We start from the raw sequence: 14,809 nt of genomic DNA on the forward strand, positions 1-14,809 counted from the left end.
AACTGCTTTCGCAATTGGGGTTTCGGAATTTAATCTTGACGATGACCTACTCTCACATGGGGAAACCCCACACTACCATCGGCGATGCATCGTTTCACTGCTGAGTTCGGGATGGGATCAGGTGGTTCCAACGCTCTATGGTCGTCAAGAAATTCGGGTACCGAATCGTGGCCAGATGGCCTCGCTTCAGCAAATTGGGTATGTGATAGCTTTCGGTGTTTGTGAACATCGAACTTTCGGTTCGTTTCGTCTTCACACACCGCAATCTGGTCTCTTTCGCTTTTCAGCTCGGAGCATGCAAATTGCTTGGGTGTTATATGGTCAAGCCTCACGGGCAATTAGTATTGGTTAGCTCAACGCCTCACAGCGCTTACACACCCAACCTATCAACGTCGTAGTCTTCGACGGCCCTTCAGGGAACTCAAGGTTCCAGTGAGATCTCATCTTGAGGCAAGTTTCCCGCTTAGATGCTTTCAGCGGTTATCTTTCCCGAACATAGCTACCCGGCAATGCCACTGGCGTGACAACCGGAACACCAGAGGTTCGTCCACTCCGGTCCTCTCGTACTAGGAGCAGCCCCTCTCAAATCTCAAACGTCCACGGCAGATAGGGACCGAACTGTCTCACGACGTTCTAAACCCAGCTCGCGTACCACTTTAAATGGCGAACAGCCATACCCTTGGGACCGGCTTCAGCCCCAGGATGTGATGAGCCGACATCGAGGTGCCAAACACCGCCGTCGATATGAACTCTTGGGCGGTATCAGCCTGTTATCCCCGGAGTACCTTTTATCCGTTGAGCGATGGCCCTTCCATACAGAACCACCGGATCACTAAGACCTACTTTCGTACCTGCTCGACGTGTCTGTCTCGCAGTCAAGCGCGCTTTTGCCTTTATACTCTACGACCGATTTCCGACCGGTCTGAGCGCACCTTCGTACTCCTCCGTTACTCTTTAGGAGGAGACCGCCCCAGTCAAACTACCCACCATACACTGTCCTCGATCCGGATAACGGACCTGAGTTAGAACCTCAAAGTTGCCAGGGTGGTATTTCAAGGTTGGCTCCACGCGAACTGGCGTCCACGCTTCAAAGCCTCCCACCTATCCTACACAAGCAAATTCAAAGTCCAGTGCAAAGCTATAGTAAAGGTTCACGGGGTCTTTCCGTCTAGCCGCGGATACACTGCATCTTCACAGCGATTTCAATTTCACTGAGTCTCGGGTGGAGACAGCGCCGCCATCGTTACGCCATTCGTGCAGGTCGGAACTTACCCGACAAGGAATTTCGCTACCTTAGGACCGTTATAGTTACGGCCGCCGTTTACCGGGGCTTCGATCAAGAGCTTCGCGTTAGCTAACCCCATCAATTAACCTTCCGGCACCGGGCAGGCGTCACACCCTATACGTCCACTTTCGTGTTTGCAGAGTGCTGTGTTTTTAATAAACAGTCGCAGCGGCCTGGTATCTTCGACCGGCATGAGCTTACGGAGCAAGTCCTTCACCCTCACCGGCGCACCTTCTCCCGAAGTTACGGTGCCATTTTGCCTAGTTCCTTCACCCGAGTTCTCTCAAGCGCCTTGGTATTCTCTACCCAACCACCTGTGTCGGTTTGGGGTACGGTTCCTGGTTACCTGAAGCTTAGAAGCTTTTCTTGGAAGCATGGCATCAACCACTTCGTGTTCTAAAAGAACACTCGTCATCAGCTCTCGGCCTTAGAATCCCGGATTTACCTAAGATTCCAGCCTACCACCTTAAACTTGGACAACCAACGCCAAGCTGGCCTAGCCTTCTCCGTCCCTCCATCGCAATAACCAGAAGTACAGGAATATTAACCTGTTTTCCATCGACTACGCTTTTCAGCCTCGCCTTAGGGACCGACTAACCCTGCGTCGATTAACGTTGCGCAGGAAACCTTGGTCTTTCGGCGTGGGTGTTTTTCACACCCATTGTCGTTACTCATGTCAGCATTCGCACTTCTGATACCTCCAGCAAGCTTCTCAACTCACCTTCACAGGCTTACAGAACGCTCCTCTACCGCATCATCCGAAGATGATACCCGTAGCTTCGGTGTATGGTTTGAGCCCCGTTACATCTTCCGCGCAGGCCGACTCGACTAGTGAGCTATTACGCTTTCTTTAAAGGGTGGCTGCTTCTAAGCCAACCTCCTAGCTGTCTAAGCCTTCCCACATCGTTTCCCACTTAACCATAACTTTGGGACCTTAGCTGACGGTCTGGGTTGTTTCCCTTTTCACGACGGACGTTAGCACCCGCCGTGTGTCTCCCATGCTCGGCACTTGTAGGTATTCGGAGTTTGCATCGGTTTGGTAAGTCGGGATGACCCCCTAGCCGAAACAGTGCTCTACCCCCTACAGTGATACATGAGGCGCTACCTAAATAGCTTTCGAGGAGAACCAGCTATCTCCGAGCTTGATTAGCCTTTCACTCCGATCCACAGGTCATCCGCTAACTTTTCAACGGTAGTCGGTTCGGTCCTCCAGTTAGTGTTACCCAACCTTCAACCTGCCCATGGATAGATCGCCCGGTTTCGGGTCTATTCCCAGCGACTAGACGCCCTATTAAGACTCGCTTTCGCTACGCCTCCCCTATTCGGTTAAGCTCGCCACTGAAAATAAGTCGCTGACCCATTATACAAAAGGTACGCAGTCACCCAACAAAGTGGGCTCCCACTGCTTGTACGCATACGGTTTCAGGATCTATTTCACTCCCCTCTCCGGGGTTCTTTTCGCCTTTCCCTCACGGTACTAGTTCACTATCGGTCAGTCAGTAGTATTTAGCCTTGGAGGATGGTCCCCCCATATTCAGACAAAGTTTCTCGTGCTCCGTCCTACTCGATTTCATGACTAAGAGATTTTCGCGTACAGGGCTATCACCCACTATGGCCGCACTTTCCAGAGCGTTCCGCTAATCTCAAAGCCACTTAAGGGCTAGTCCCCGTTCGCTCGCCACTACTAAGGGAATCTCGGTTGATTTCTTTTCCTCAGGGTACTTAGATGTTTCAGTTCCCCTGGTTCGCCTCTTGCACCTATGTATTCAGTACAAGATAACCATCTTATGATGGCTGGGTTCCCCCATTCAGACATCTCCGGATCAAAGTCTGTTTGCCGACTCCCCGAAGCTTTTCGCAGGCTACCACGTCTTTCATCGCCTCTGACTGCCAAGGCATCCACCGTATGCGCTTCTTCACTTGACCATATAACCCCAAGCAATCTGGTTATACTGTGAAGACGACATTCGCCGAAAATTCGAATTTCTCAATTAAGAGAACTCACAAATTTTACCTTAGCCTGATCCGTTACCAGTGAAAGTAACGTTCAGTCTATCTTTCTATCACATACCCAAATTTTTAAAGAACGATCTAATCAAAAGACTAGAAATCAATATTCTCAAGGGAATACTCATTTCTAAACTTTCAGAAGCAGTTATATGGTGGAGCCAAACGGGATCGAACCGTTGACCTCCTGCGTGCAAGGCAGGCGCTCTCCCAGCTGAGCTATGGCCCCATAACAAAATTGGTGGGTCTGGGCAGATTCGAACTGCCGACCTCACCCTTATCAGGGGTGCGCTCTAACCAACTGAGCTACAGACCCAATTTCGAGCGCGTAACTGTTAGCTTGGAGCTATCAGCTTGGAGCTTAAAGCTGCTTCTATCGTCTTCTTCAATGAATCAAGCAATTCGTGTGGGAACTTATGGAGCAGCTGATGTCGTCGATTAAGGAGGTGATCCAGCCGCAGGTTCCCCTACGGCTACCTTGTTACGACTTCACCCCAGTCATGAATCACACCGTGGTAACCGTCCTCCCGAAGGTTAGACTAGCTACTTCTGGTGCAACCCACTCCCATGGTGTGACGGGCGGTGTGTACAAGGCCCGGGAACGTATTCACCGTGACATTCTGATTCACGATTACTAGCGATTCCGACTTCACGCAGTCGAGTTGCAGACTGCGATCCGGACTACGATCGGTTTTATGGGATTAGCTCCACCTCGCGGCTTGGCAACCCTTTGTACCGACCATTGTAGCACGTGTGTAGCCCAGGCCGTAAGGGCCATGATGACTTGACGTCATCCCCACCTTCCTCCGGTTTGTCACCGGCAGTCTCCTTAGAGTGCCCACCATAACGTGCTGGTAACTAAGGACAAGGGTTGCGCTCGTTACGGGACTTAACCCAACATCTCACGACACGAGCTGACGACAGCCATGCAGCACCTGTCTCAATGTTCCCGAAGGCACCAATCCATCTCTGGAAAGTTCATTGGATGTCAAGGCCTGGTAAGGTTCTTCGCGTTGCTTCGAATTAAACCACATGCTCCACCGCTTGTGCGGGCCCCCGTCAATTCATTTGAGTTTTAACCTTGCGGCCGTACTCCCCAGGCGGTCAACTTAATGCGTTAGCTGCGCCACTAAGAGCTCAAGGCTCCCAACGGCTAGTTGACATCGTTTACGGCGTGGACTACCAGGGTATCTAATCCTGTTTGCTCCCCACGCTTTCGCACCTCAGTGTCAGTATCAGTCCAGGTGGTCGCCTTCGCCACTGGTGTTCCTTCCTATATCTACGCATTTCACCGCTACACAGGAAATTCCACCACCCTCTACCATACTCTAGCTCGACAGTTTTGAATGCAGTTCCCAGGTTGAGCCCGGGGATTTCACATCCAACTTAACGAACCACCTACGCGCGCTTTACGCCCAGTAATTCCGATTAACGCTTGCACCCTCTGTATTACCGCGGCTGCTGGCACAGAGTTAGCCGGTGCTTATTCTGTCGGTAACGTCAAAACAGCAACGTATTAAGTTACTGCCCTTCCTCCCAACTTAAAGTGCTTTACAATCCGAAGACCTTCTTCACACACGCGGCATGGCTGGATCAGGCTTTCGCCCATTGTCCAATATTCCCCACTGCTGCCTCCCGTAGGAGTCTGGACCGTGTCTCAGTTCCAGTGTGACTGATCATCCTCTCAGACCAGTTACGGATCGTCGCCTTGGTGAGCCATTACCTCACCAACTAGCTAATCCGACCTAGGCTCATCTGATAGCGCAAGGCCCGAAGGTCCCCTGCTTTCTCCCGTAGGACGTATGCGGTATTAGCGTTCCTTTCGAAACGTTGCCCCCCACTACCAGGCAGATTCCTAGGCATTACTCACCCGTCCGCCGCTGAATCCAGGAGCAAGCTCCTCTCATCCGCTCGACTTGCATGTGTTAGGCCTGCCGCCAGCGTTCAATCTGAGCCATGATCAAACTCTTCAGTTCAAACATCTTTGGGTTTTTAAGAAACCCTAAACTTGGCTCAGCAATCGTTGGTTACATCTTTGATTTCTCGCGGAGTAACTTGTGATGCTGATAATCTTGTTGACTATCAGTCTGACTCCACAAGCACCCACACGAATTGCTTGATTCAGTTGTTAAAGAGCGGTTGGTTAAGATCTTTCGTCTCAACCGAGGCGCGCATTCTACAGCAGCCTCATTTGCTGTCAAGTGATTATTTTCAGAAGCTTTCGAAGAATTCTTCAACAACTTCAACCACTTGCGCTTCCGATCTCTCGTCAGCGGGAGGCGAATTCTACAGCGTTACACGCTGCTGTCAACACCTCTTTTTCAACTTCTTTCTGGCTTCGATGAACTGAAGCACCTGCTGCCGAAACCTGCATAACTCATTGAATCTCAAGGAGTTTTCCGTTTCGACTGCGCCGGAAGTGGGGCGAATTATAGACGTCCAGAATCTGCCGTCAACCCCTATTTTCATAATTCTGTCACATCGGTCAAAAAACCCCGAAAACACGAAGGCCGACCCAAGGGGTCGGCCTTCGTTGCACTGCCCTTCTACTTATAAGCTAGGGAAGGCGAACTGCGAAGCCTCATGGCTGGCACGTTGCGGCCAACGCTGAGTGATCGCCTTGCGACGGGTATAGAAGCGCACGCCGTCCGGACCATAAGCGTGCAAGTCGCCAAACAGCGAACGCTTCCAGCCGCCGAAGCTGTGGTAAGCCACCGGTACCGGCAGCGGCACGTTAACGCCAACCATACCAACCTCGATCTCGTCGCAGAACAGACGCGCCGCTTCACCGTCACGGGTAAAGATGCAGGTGCCGTTGCCGTATTCGTGATCGTTGATCAGCTGCATCGCCTCTTCCAGGCTGTTGACGCGAACGATGCACAGTACCGGCCCGAAGATTTCTTCTTTATAGATGCGCATCTCCGGGGTGACATTGTCGAACAGACAGCCACCGAGGAAGAAGCCTTCTTCATGACCGGCCACGCTGAAACCGCGACCGTCGACCACCAGGGTCGCGCCCGCTGCGACGCCATCATCCACGTAGCCGCTGACCTTGTCGCGCGCCTGACCGGTTACCAGTGGGCCCATGTCCAGGCCGCACGAAGTGCCGGCACCGATTTTCAGCGCCTGAATCTGTGGAACCAGTTTCGCTACCAACGCATCCGCCACCTGGTCGCCCACACACACGGCAACCGAGATCGCCATGCAGCGCTCGCCGCACGAACCGTACGCCGCGCCCATCAGTGCGCTGACCGCGTTATCCAGATCGGCATCCGGCATCAGCACCGCGTGGTTCTTCGCGCCGCCCAGTGCCTGAACGCGTTTGCCGCGCTTGGTACCTTCGGCGTAGATGTATTCGGCAATCGGCGTCGAGCCAACGAAGCTCAGCGCTTTGACTTCCGGCGCTTCGATCAACGCGTCCACCGCAGTCTTGTCACCGTGGACCACGCTCATCACACCTTTCGGCAGGCCGGCTTCCAACAGCAGCTGAGCGATCAGCAGTGTCGAGCTTGGATCACGCTCGGATGGCTTGAGGATGAAGCAGTTGCCGCAGACGATCGCCAGTGGGTACATCCACAGCGGCACCATGGCCGGGAAGTTGAACGGGGTGATACCGGCGACGATGCCCAGCGGCTGGAAGTCCGACCATGCGTCGATATTCGGGCCGACGTTACGGCTGTACTCGCCTTTGAGGATTTCCGGGGCGGCGCAGGCGAACTCGACGTTCTCGATGCCGCGCTTCAATTCACCGGCAGCGTCTTCGAGGGTCTTGCCGTGTTCTTCGCTGATCAGTTGCGAGATGCGTGCTTCGTTCTGCTCGAGCAGTTGCTTGAAGCGGAACATCACCTGGGCACGTTTGGCCGGTGGCGTGTTGCGCCAGGCCGGGAACGCAGCCTTGGCGGCATCGATGGCTTTCTGGATGGTTTCGCGGGTGGCCAATGGCAGCTTGTGGATAGCCTGACCGGTAGACGGGTTGAACACATCAACCGCGCGACCGTTCTCGGTCACCAGTTCGCCATTGATCAAATGCGGGATAACGCTCATCGAAAACTCCTGAATTCTTGTCCACGGGCACCCGGTCAAGGAGTGCCCGTTTTTGTAGGTATATATAGAAGGAAAAATCAGTCGAGCTTGTTCAGCACTTCGCCGACCGCGTCGAACAGACGATCGAGGTCTTGCGGCTTGCTGTTGAAGGTTGGGCCGAACTGCAGGGTGTCGCCGCCGAAACGTACGTAGAACCCGGCTTTCCAAAGGGCCATGCCCGCTTCGAACGGACGCACGATGGCGTCGCCGTCACGACCGGCAATCTGGATCGCACCGGCCAGGCCGAAGTTACGGATGTCGATGACGTGCTTGGAGCCTTTCAGACCATGCAGCGCGTTTTCGAAATGCGGCGCGACTTCAGCGACGCTCTGCACCAGGTTTTCTTTTTGCAGCAGGTCGAGTGCTGCCAGGCCAGCGGCGCAAGCCACCGGGTGCGCCGAGTAGGTGTAGCCGTGCGGGAATTCCACGGCGTACTCCGGGGTCGGCTGATTCATGAAGGTCTGATAGATCTCGGAGCTGGCAATCACCGCGCCCATCGGGATCGCGCCGTTGGTGACTTGCTTGGCGATACACATCAGGTCCGGTGTGACGCCAAAGGTGTCGGCGCCGAACATATTGCCGGTACGACCGAAACCAGTGATCACTTCGTCGAACACCAGCAGGATGTTGTGCTGATCGCAGATTTCGCGCAGGCGCTTCAGGTAACCCTGCGGCGGAACCAATACGCCAGCGGAACCAGCCATAGGCTCAACGAATACCGCGGCGATGTTCGAAGCATCGTGCAACTCGATCAGCTTCAACAGCTCATCGGCCAAAGCGATACCGCCCTGCTCCGGCATGCCACGGGAGAACGCATTGCTCGCCAGCAGCGTGTGCGGCAGGTGATCGACGTCCATCATCGACTGACCGAACAGCTTGCGGTTGCCATTGACGCCGCCGAGGCTGGTGCCGGCGATGTTCACGCCGTGGTAACCACGGGCACGGCCGATCATTTTGGTTTTGGTCGCCTGACCCTTCAGGCGCCAGTAGGCACGGACCATTTTCACGGCGGTATCGGCGCACTCGGAACCCGAGTCAGTGAAGAACACGTGGTTGAGGTTGCCCGGGGTCAGCTCGGTGATCTTCTCGGCCAGCTGGAACGACAACGGGTGGCCGTACTGGAAGCCCGGCGAGTAATCGAGGGTGCCCAACTGCTTGGAGACCGCTTCCTGAATTTCCTTGCGGGTGTGGCCAGCGCCGCAAGTCCACAGACCGGACAGCGAGTCATATACCTTGCGGCCCTTGTCGTCGATCAGCCAACTGCCTTCGGCGCCAACGATCAGACGCGGATCGCGCTGGAAGTTACGGTTGGCGGTGTACGGCATCCAGTGCGCGTCCAGCTTCAGTTGGCTGGCCAGTGGCGACTGAGCGTTTTCAGGCATGTTCATCGGGCAAAACCTCGCAGGGCATAAGCGTCAGGGAGATAAAAAGCGTTGTTGCAGCTAAATTGCCACGGCGATAAAGTCGGTGAAATTCAACTCTTCTAACCTTCAGTTAGAACTCCGCTAAACAATGAGAACAATAAGATGAGCAGCCGCCGCCCCGATCCGCTGGCCCAGGTCAGTGATTTTGATATTCGCCTGCTGCGGATTTTCCGCAGTGTGGTCGAGTGTGGCGGCTTCTCGGCAGCGGAAACCGTGCTCGGCATCGGTCGTTCGGCGATCAGTCAGCAGATGAGCGATCTGGAGCAGCGTCTCGGTTTACGTTTGTGTCAGCGCGGCCGCGCCGGGTTTTCGCTGACGGAAGAAGGTCGCGAGGTGTATCAATCGGCGCTGCAACTATTAAGTGCGCTGGAAAGCTTCCGCACCGAGGTCAACGGCCTGCACCAGCATTTGCGCGGGGAGTTGATCATCGGCTTGACCGACAACCTCGTCACCCTCCCCCACATGCGCATCACCCACGCCCTCGCGCAGTTGAAGGAACGCGGGCCGGATGTGCAGATCCAGATCCGCATGATTGCGCCCAATGAAGTCGAGCAAGGCGTGCTCGATGGGCGTTTGCATGTCGGCGTGGTGCCGCAGGCCAGTGCTTTGTCGGGCCTGGAGTATCAGCCGCTGTATAGCGAACGTTCGCTGCTTTATTGCGCGGTCGGTCATCCGTTGTTTTATGTCGATGACAAGCAACTGGATGACGAGCGCCTGAACAGTCAGGACGCGATTGCGCCGACGTTTCGTTTGCCGGCGGATATTCAGGCGCATTACCAGGCGCTCAATTGCACGGCCAGTGCTTCTGACCGTGAGGGCATGGCGTTTTTGATTTTGACAGGGCGTTACATTGGTTATCTGCCGGATCATTACGCCAGTCTTTGGGTGCAGCAGGGGCGGTTGCGTGCTTTAAAAGCAGGAACGCGATTTTACGATTTAAGTCTGGCATCGGTCACGCGCAAGGGGCGGCGCCCTCATTTGGTGCTGGAGAGCTTTTTGGAGAGTCTGGCGGCGACGCGTTGATGAGGGATGCGACGTTGGTGAAGTACAGCAAGAACAAGGGATCGCGGCCTTCGGCAGCTCCTGCAGGGGGGATAAGTTGAGCAAGTGGACAGGTTTTTGCAGAGGGGGAATTACTTCGTTCCTTTGATAAGAAGCCTTTAGCCATGCAGCCAGATTCCGCACCGTCCAGTGATCTGATCTACGGCCTCAACGACCGGCCCAAACCACTCGCCGCGACGCTCGCGGCGCTGCAACACGTGCTTGCCAGTTTCGTCGGCATCATCACCCCGCCGCTGGTGATTGGTTCGGCGCTGGGGCTGACCGCGTACTTACCGTATCTGATCAGCATGGCCTTGATGGTTTCGGGCGTCGGCACGTTTATTCAGGCGCGGCGGCCGTTCGGCATTGGCGCCGGGATGATCTGTCTGCAAGGCACCAGTTTCGCCTTCCTGGGCGCGGTGCTGTCGGCCGGGTTTCTGGTCAAGCAACGTGGCGGCAGCCCGGAAGACATTCTCGCAATGATCTTCGGTGTGTGTTTCTTCGGCGCAATGGTGCAGATCGTCCTGAGCCGTTTCATCGGTCAATTGCGCAGAGTCATCACGCCGCTGGTGACCGGGATCGTCATCACCCTGATCGGCATCAGCCTGATCAAGGTCGGCATCACTGATCTCGGTGGCGGTTTCAATGCACCGGACTTCGGTGCGCCGGGCAATCTGGCGCTCGGTGTATTCGTGTTGCTGACGATCATTCTGCTCAACCGTTCGAACACGCCGTGGGTGAGGCTGTCGGCGATCATCATTGGTTTGCTGTTGGGCAGTCTGGCGGCGTGGTTCAGTGGGAAACTGCTGCCACAGCCGTTGCCTGACTTGCCGCTGGTGAGTTTTCCTACGCCGTTCAAGTTCGGATTCAGCTTCGACTGGACGGCATTCCTGCCCGTCGCGTTGATTTATCTGATCAGCACCATCGAAACCGTCGGCGACCTCACCGCCAACTGCATGCTCGCCCGCCAGCCAATCAGCGGCCCTTCTTATATAAGCCGATTGCGCGGTGGCGTACTCGGCGATGGCGTGAGCTGCATGATCGCCGCGACTTTCAGCGCCTTTCCCAACACCACATTCGCGCAGAACAACGGTGTGATCCAGTTGACCGGCGTCGCCAGCCGCTACGTAGGGCTGTACATCGGCGCGATCCTGTTTTGTCTCGGCCTGTTTCCAACGATTGGCGCGGTGTTGCAACAGATTCCAAAACCGGTGCTCGGCGGCGCCACCCTGGTGATGTTCGGCGCGGTGGCTGCTGCCGGCGTACGCATCCTCGCGCAGTCGCCGCTGGATCGCCGCAGCATGTTGATCATCGCCACTTCGTTCGGTGTCGGCCTGGGCATCGCCGCGCAACCGACCCTACTGCACTTGCTGCCGAAACTGGTGCAGAACCTGTTCGACTCGGCGATCACCAGCGGCGGTCTGACGGCAATCGTCCTCTGCCTGTTGCTGCCGGAGTCGAAAACCAAGAGCGCTGAAGTGCACGCGGCGCTGAACAAGATCGAACAGGCGTAACGGTTTTATCGTTTCAGGACTTGTCGGATGCCTGTGGGTGCGCTATCAACGCAACTGGTTGCACCCACAGACAAACCCGGAAGTGCCTATGACCTTTGAAGTCCCTGCCCATGGCGGCAAACCCGCCAGCCGCATTCGTCAAAAGAACGAAGAGACCATCCTCAAAGCTGCCGAAGACGAGTTCGCCCGCCACGGGTACAAAGGCACCAGCATGAATACCATCGCGCAGAATGCCGGGTTGCCCAAGGCGAACCTGCATTACTACTTCACCAACAAACTCGGTTTGTACGTGGCGGTGCTGAGCAACATCATCGAGCTGTGGGACAGCACCTTCAACACGCTCACCGCCGAGGACGATCCGGCCGAAGCGCTGACCCGCTACATCCGCGCCAAGATGGAATTCTCCCGTCGTCAGCCGCAAGCCTCGCGGATCTTCGCGATGGAAGTGATCAGCGGCGGCGAATGCCTGAGCGAATATTTCAATCAGGATTACCGCGCCTGGTTCAACGGCCGCGCGGCGGTGTTTCAAGCGTGGATCGATGCGGGCAAAATGGACGCGGTTGATCCGGTGCACCTGATCTTCCTGTTGTGGGGCAGCACCCAGCATTACGCCGACTTCGCCACGCAGATCTGTCGTGTCAGCGGTCGCAGCAAGTTGACCAAACAGGACATGGAAGACGCCGGCAACAACCTGATCCGCATTATTCTCAAAGGCTGCGGCCTCACTCCTCCTCTATAAGACATTTATGCCTTTCACCCTCAGCGGTTTTTGCGAGTTCCGCGAAGAAATTCGCAAAAGCCGCTTTATCACCTTCGCCACGCCGATCAGCAGCCCTGCCGATGCGCAGGCGTTCTTCGAACAGCACAGCGACTTCAACGCCTCGCACAATTGCTGGGCGTGGAAACTCGGCGATCAATACCGCAGCAATGACGACGGCGAACCGGGCGGCACCGCTGGGCGACCGATATTGGCGGCGATTGAAGCGCAGGATTGTGATCAGGTCGCGGTGCTGGTGATTCGTTGGTACGGCGGGATTCAACTGGGCACCGGCGGGTTGGCTCGGGCGTATGGCGGTGGGGCGAACAAGTGTTTGCAGACGGCGGCGAAGGTTGAGTTGATCAGCCGGGTGCCGGTGAGTTGCGCTTGCGGGTTTGCCGAGTTGGCGTTGGTGAAGTTGCGGGTGGCGGACCTGGGTGGGTTGGTCGTGGAGGAGAATTTTACGGCGAATGGCGTTGAGTTGAAGTTGGCGGTGGGTGAGGCGCAGATTGCGGTGTTGCAGGGGCAGTTGGCGGATTTGAGTCGGGGGCGGATTTTGTTGCAGCGGTGAAGCAAGGTCCAAAGATCGCAGCGTTCCGCAGCTCCTACACAGGGGTGCGATGTTTTGGGGCGGATGCGAATTTGCTTATTCCACAGACTTGCCCACATCTGCTGTGCACCCGACTGTGGATAACCTGAGTACAATCCGCTGTAACCCTTCTGTCACGTGGCTTTGCGCGGTTTGCTCATTTTTCGTTCAATTCATCCGACGAACTGAAAATATCAAACATAAACAACTAGTTAGATCCGTTTATCACCATTGGAAGAAAGCACCGCAGTGCTTATGCCCGTGCTTGCGGCTTGCGCACAAAAACTGTGGAGCAACCTGTGGATAACCCGTTCATGACCGGCTCAGTCGCAGGTGCTGCCTAGCCCCCACGCAGTTGCTCGTTTTTTGATCAGTTAATCACGGGCAAAACTGGAGCCCGATCAACGGCTTTGCGCTGATTTGGTGCCATGGTTGCAGGTGAAACGCACGCCGATGCTCTGCACCAAGCGCTCGCAAGCGCCGTGCGTGCTGGTTCCTGACTCAATGGCCAGGAAATTGCTTTATCCACAGGCACAACTCCAAGCAAGTCGAGCCTGTCATGCCCATCGCTCCTCCTATCCCGCGCCTGCAACTGCGCCAGATCAGCAAACGCTACCCCGGTTGTCTGGCCAACGACGCCATCGACCTGAGCATCGCGCCCGGAGAAATCCACGCCCTGCTCGGTGAAAACGGCGCGGGCAAAAGTACCTTGATGAAGATCATCTACGGCGTCACCCAGGCCGATTCGGGCGAGATGCTCTGGCAAGGTCAACGGGTCAATATGCGCAATCCAGCGCAAGCGCGGCAGTTGGGCATCGGCATGGTATTCCAGCATTTCTCGCTGTTCGAAACCCTCAGCGTCGCGCAGAACATTGCGCTGGCGATGGGTGCGGCGGCCGGCACACCGAAACAACTGGAGCCGAAGATTCGTGAAGTGTCGCGCCGTTATGGCATGGCGCTGGAGCCGGAGCGACTTGTCCACAGCCTGTCGATCGGCGAGCGGCAACGGGTCGAGATCATTCGCTGCCTGATGCAGGACATTCGCCTGTTGATCCTCGATGAGCCAACTTCGGTGCTGACACCGCAGGAGGCCGACGAATTGTTCATCACCCTGCGCCGTCTCGCAGCCGAGGGCTGCAGCATTTTGTTCATCAGCCACAAGCTCGGCGAGGTTCGGGCGCTGTGTCATAGCGCGACAGTTCTGCGCGGAGGACGGGTGGCCGGACATTGCCTGCCGGCCGAGTGCTCGGATCAGCAACTGGCGCAAATGATGGTCGGCGAAGCGGCAACGTTGATCGGTGATTATCCGAAGGTCCGCGGCGGCGCGGCGTTTTTGCAGGTAACGGGATTGAGCTGGCACAACCCGGATCCGTTCGGCTGCTCGCTGACTGACCTCAATGTGCAGGTGCGCAGCGGTGAAATCGTCGGCATTGCCGGCGTCGCGGGCAACGGTCAGGATGAGTTGCTCGCGCTGCTCAGTGGTGAACAAACCTTGCCTGAGGCCGAAGCGGCAACCCTTCGATTCGCTGAGCAGAATGTTGCCGATTTGCGCCCGGACGCGCGGCGCAAACTGGGTTTGGCGTTCGTGCCTGCCGAACGCCTCGGCCACGGCGCGGTACCGGAATTGAGTCTGGCCGATAACGCCCTGCTTACCGCTTTCCAACAAGGCCTGGTCCGCCACGGTTTGATCGAACGCGGCAAAGTCGAAGCCCTCGCCCAACAGATCATTCAGCGCTTCGGCGTGAAAACCCCGGACATGTACACCGCTGCGCGCAGCCTCTCCGGAGGCAACCTGCAGAAATTCATCCTCGGTCGGGAAATCCTCCAGCAACCGAAACTGCTGATCGCCGCGCACCCGACCTGGGGTGTTGACGTCGGCGCCGCCGCGACCATCCACCGCGCGCTCATCGCGTTGCGCGATGCCGGTGCGGCGATTCTGGTGATTTCCGAAGACCTCGACGAACTGTTCCAGATCAGCGACCGCCTCGGCGCGTTGTGTGGTGGACGCCTGTCAGCGCTGCACAACACCACCGATACGCAGCTCAGCGACGTCGGCGGCTGGATGGCCGGTCAGTTCAACAACCCACCTTCTGCCGCCACGGTTTAACG

The 14,809-nt window shown here is 56.2% G+C and carries 7 protein-coding genes, 2 tRNA genes and 3 rRNA genes; 5 read left to right on the plus strand and 7 right to left on the minus strand.

Annotated features, from left to right (window positions below; translation table 11 throughout):
* Positions 1-33: 33 nt before the first annotated feature.
* The 7 genes from rrf to aptA all read right to left on the minus strand — a co-directional run bounded on the left by rrf (position 34) and on the right by aptA (position 8,763).
* A 5S ribosomal RNA gene (gene rrf / locus QOL84_RS15805) occupies positions 34-149 on the minus strand.
* Between the two features lie 168 nt (positions 150-317).
* Positions 318-3,211: ribosomal RNA gene (locus QOL84_RS15810) — 23S ribosomal RNA — on the minus strand.
* A gap of 234 nt (positions 3,212-3,445) precedes the next feature.
* Positions 3,446-3,521, minus strand: a tRNA-Ala gene (locus QOL84_RS15815).
* Positions 3,522-3,531: 10 nt separating this feature from the next.
* Positions 3,532-3,608: transfer RNA gene (locus QOL84_RS15820), tRNA-Ile, on the minus strand.
* Positions 3,609-3,731: 123 nt separating this feature from the next.
* A 16S ribosomal RNA gene (locus tag QOL84_RS15825) occupies positions 3,732-5,268 on the minus strand.
* The 16S, 23S and 5S rRNA genes sit together here with 2 tRNA genes alongside, the layout of an rRNA operon.
* 574 nt (positions 5,269-5,842) lie before the next feature.
* Entirely contained in the window at positions 5,843-7,336 is a 1,494-nt protein-coding gene (locus QOL84_RS15830) for a CoA-acylating methylmalonate-semialdehyde dehydrogenase (RefSeq protein WP_053116963.1), read from the minus strand.
* Between the two features lie 77 nt (positions 7,337-7,413).
* The gene (gene aptA / locus QOL84_RS15835; RefSeq protein ID WP_283437805.1) at positions 7,414-8,763 is read right to left on the minus strand and encodes an omega-aminotransferase AptA; all 1,350 of its coding nucleotides are present in this window, start codon (positions 8,761-8,763) and stop codon (positions 7,414-7,416) included.
* Positions 8,764-8,901: 138 nt separating this feature from the next.
* Here aptA and QOL84_RS15840 point away from each other — a divergent pair, with 138 nt between their 5' ends.
* The 5 genes from QOL84_RS15840 to QOL84_RS15860 all read left to right on the plus strand — a co-directional run bounded on the left by QOL84_RS15840 (position 8,902) and on the right by QOL84_RS15860 (position 14,807).
* Positions 8,902-9,822: a LysR family transcriptional regulator gene (locus QOL84_RS15840; RefSeq protein WP_053116962.1), complete on the plus strand. Its 921-nt coding sequence runs from the start codon at positions 8,902-8,904 to the stop codon at positions 9,820-9,822.
* A gap of 143 nt (positions 9,823-9,965) precedes the next feature.
* Positions 9,966-11,354, plus strand: coding sequence for a uracil-xanthine permease family protein (locus QOL84_RS15845; protein WP_283437806.1), 1,389 nt, complete (start codon positions 9,966-9,968; stop codon positions 11,352-11,354).
* 88 nt (positions 11,355-11,442) lie between these two features.
* Positions 11,443-12,093 carry a TetR/AcrR family transcriptional regulator gene (locus QOL84_RS15850; protein ID WP_283437807.1) on the plus strand — a complete coding sequence of 217 codons (651 nt, stop codon included), beginning with the start codon at positions 11,443-11,445 and terminating at the stop codon, positions 12,091-12,093.
* A 7-nt stretch (positions 12,094-12,100) separates the two neighbouring features.
* Positions 12,101-12,682: an IMPACT family protein gene (locus QOL84_RS15855; protein ID WP_283437808.1), complete on the plus strand. Its 582-nt coding sequence runs from the start codon at positions 12,101-12,103 to the stop codon at positions 12,680-12,682.
* A gap of 577 nt (positions 12,683-13,259) precedes the next feature.
* The gene (locus QOL84_RS15860) at positions 13,260-14,807 is read left to right on the plus strand and encodes an ABC transporter ATP-binding protein (RefSeq protein ID WP_283437809.1); all 1,548 of its coding nucleotides are present in this window, start codon (positions 13,260-13,262) and stop codon (positions 14,805-14,807) included.
* Positions 14,808-14,809: the final 2 nt, after the last annotated feature.

Origin of the sequence: Pseudomonas helmanticensis, from assembly GCF_900182985.1 — a bacterium.
Classification (GTDB): domain Bacteria; phylum Pseudomonadota; class Gammaproteobacteria; order Pseudomonadales; family Pseudomonadaceae; genus Aquipseudomonas; species Aquipseudomonas helmanticensis.

Coding starts and splice junctions, on each gene's coding strand:
- QOL84_RS15840 (WP_053116962.1), top strand. CDS start 8,902: ATGAGCAGCCGCCGCCCCGATCCGCTGGCCCAGGTCAGTGATTTTGAT.
- QOL84_RS15830 (WP_053116963.1), bottom strand. CDS start 7,336: ATGAGCGTTATCCCGCATTTGATCAATGGCGAACTGGTGACCGAGAAC.
- QOL84_RS15850 (WP_283437807.1), top strand. CDS start 11,443: ATGACCTTTGAAGTCCCTGCCCATGGCGGCAAACCCGCCAGCCGCATT.
- QOL84_RS15845 (WP_283437806.1), top strand. CDS start 9,966: ATGCAGCCAGATTCCGCACCGTCCAGTGATCTGATCTACGGCCTCAAC.
- QOL84_RS15855 (WP_283437808.1), top strand. CDS start 12,101: ATGCCTTTCACCCTCAGCGGTTTTTGCGAGTTCCGCGAAGAAATTCGC.
- aptA (WP_283437805.1), bottom strand. CDS start 8,763: ATGAACATGCCTGAAAACGCTCAGTCGCCACTGGCCAGCCAACTGAAG.
- QOL84_RS15860 (WP_283437809.1), top strand. CDS start 13,260: ATGCCCATCGCTCCTCCTATCCCGCGCCTGCAACTGCGCCAGATCAGC.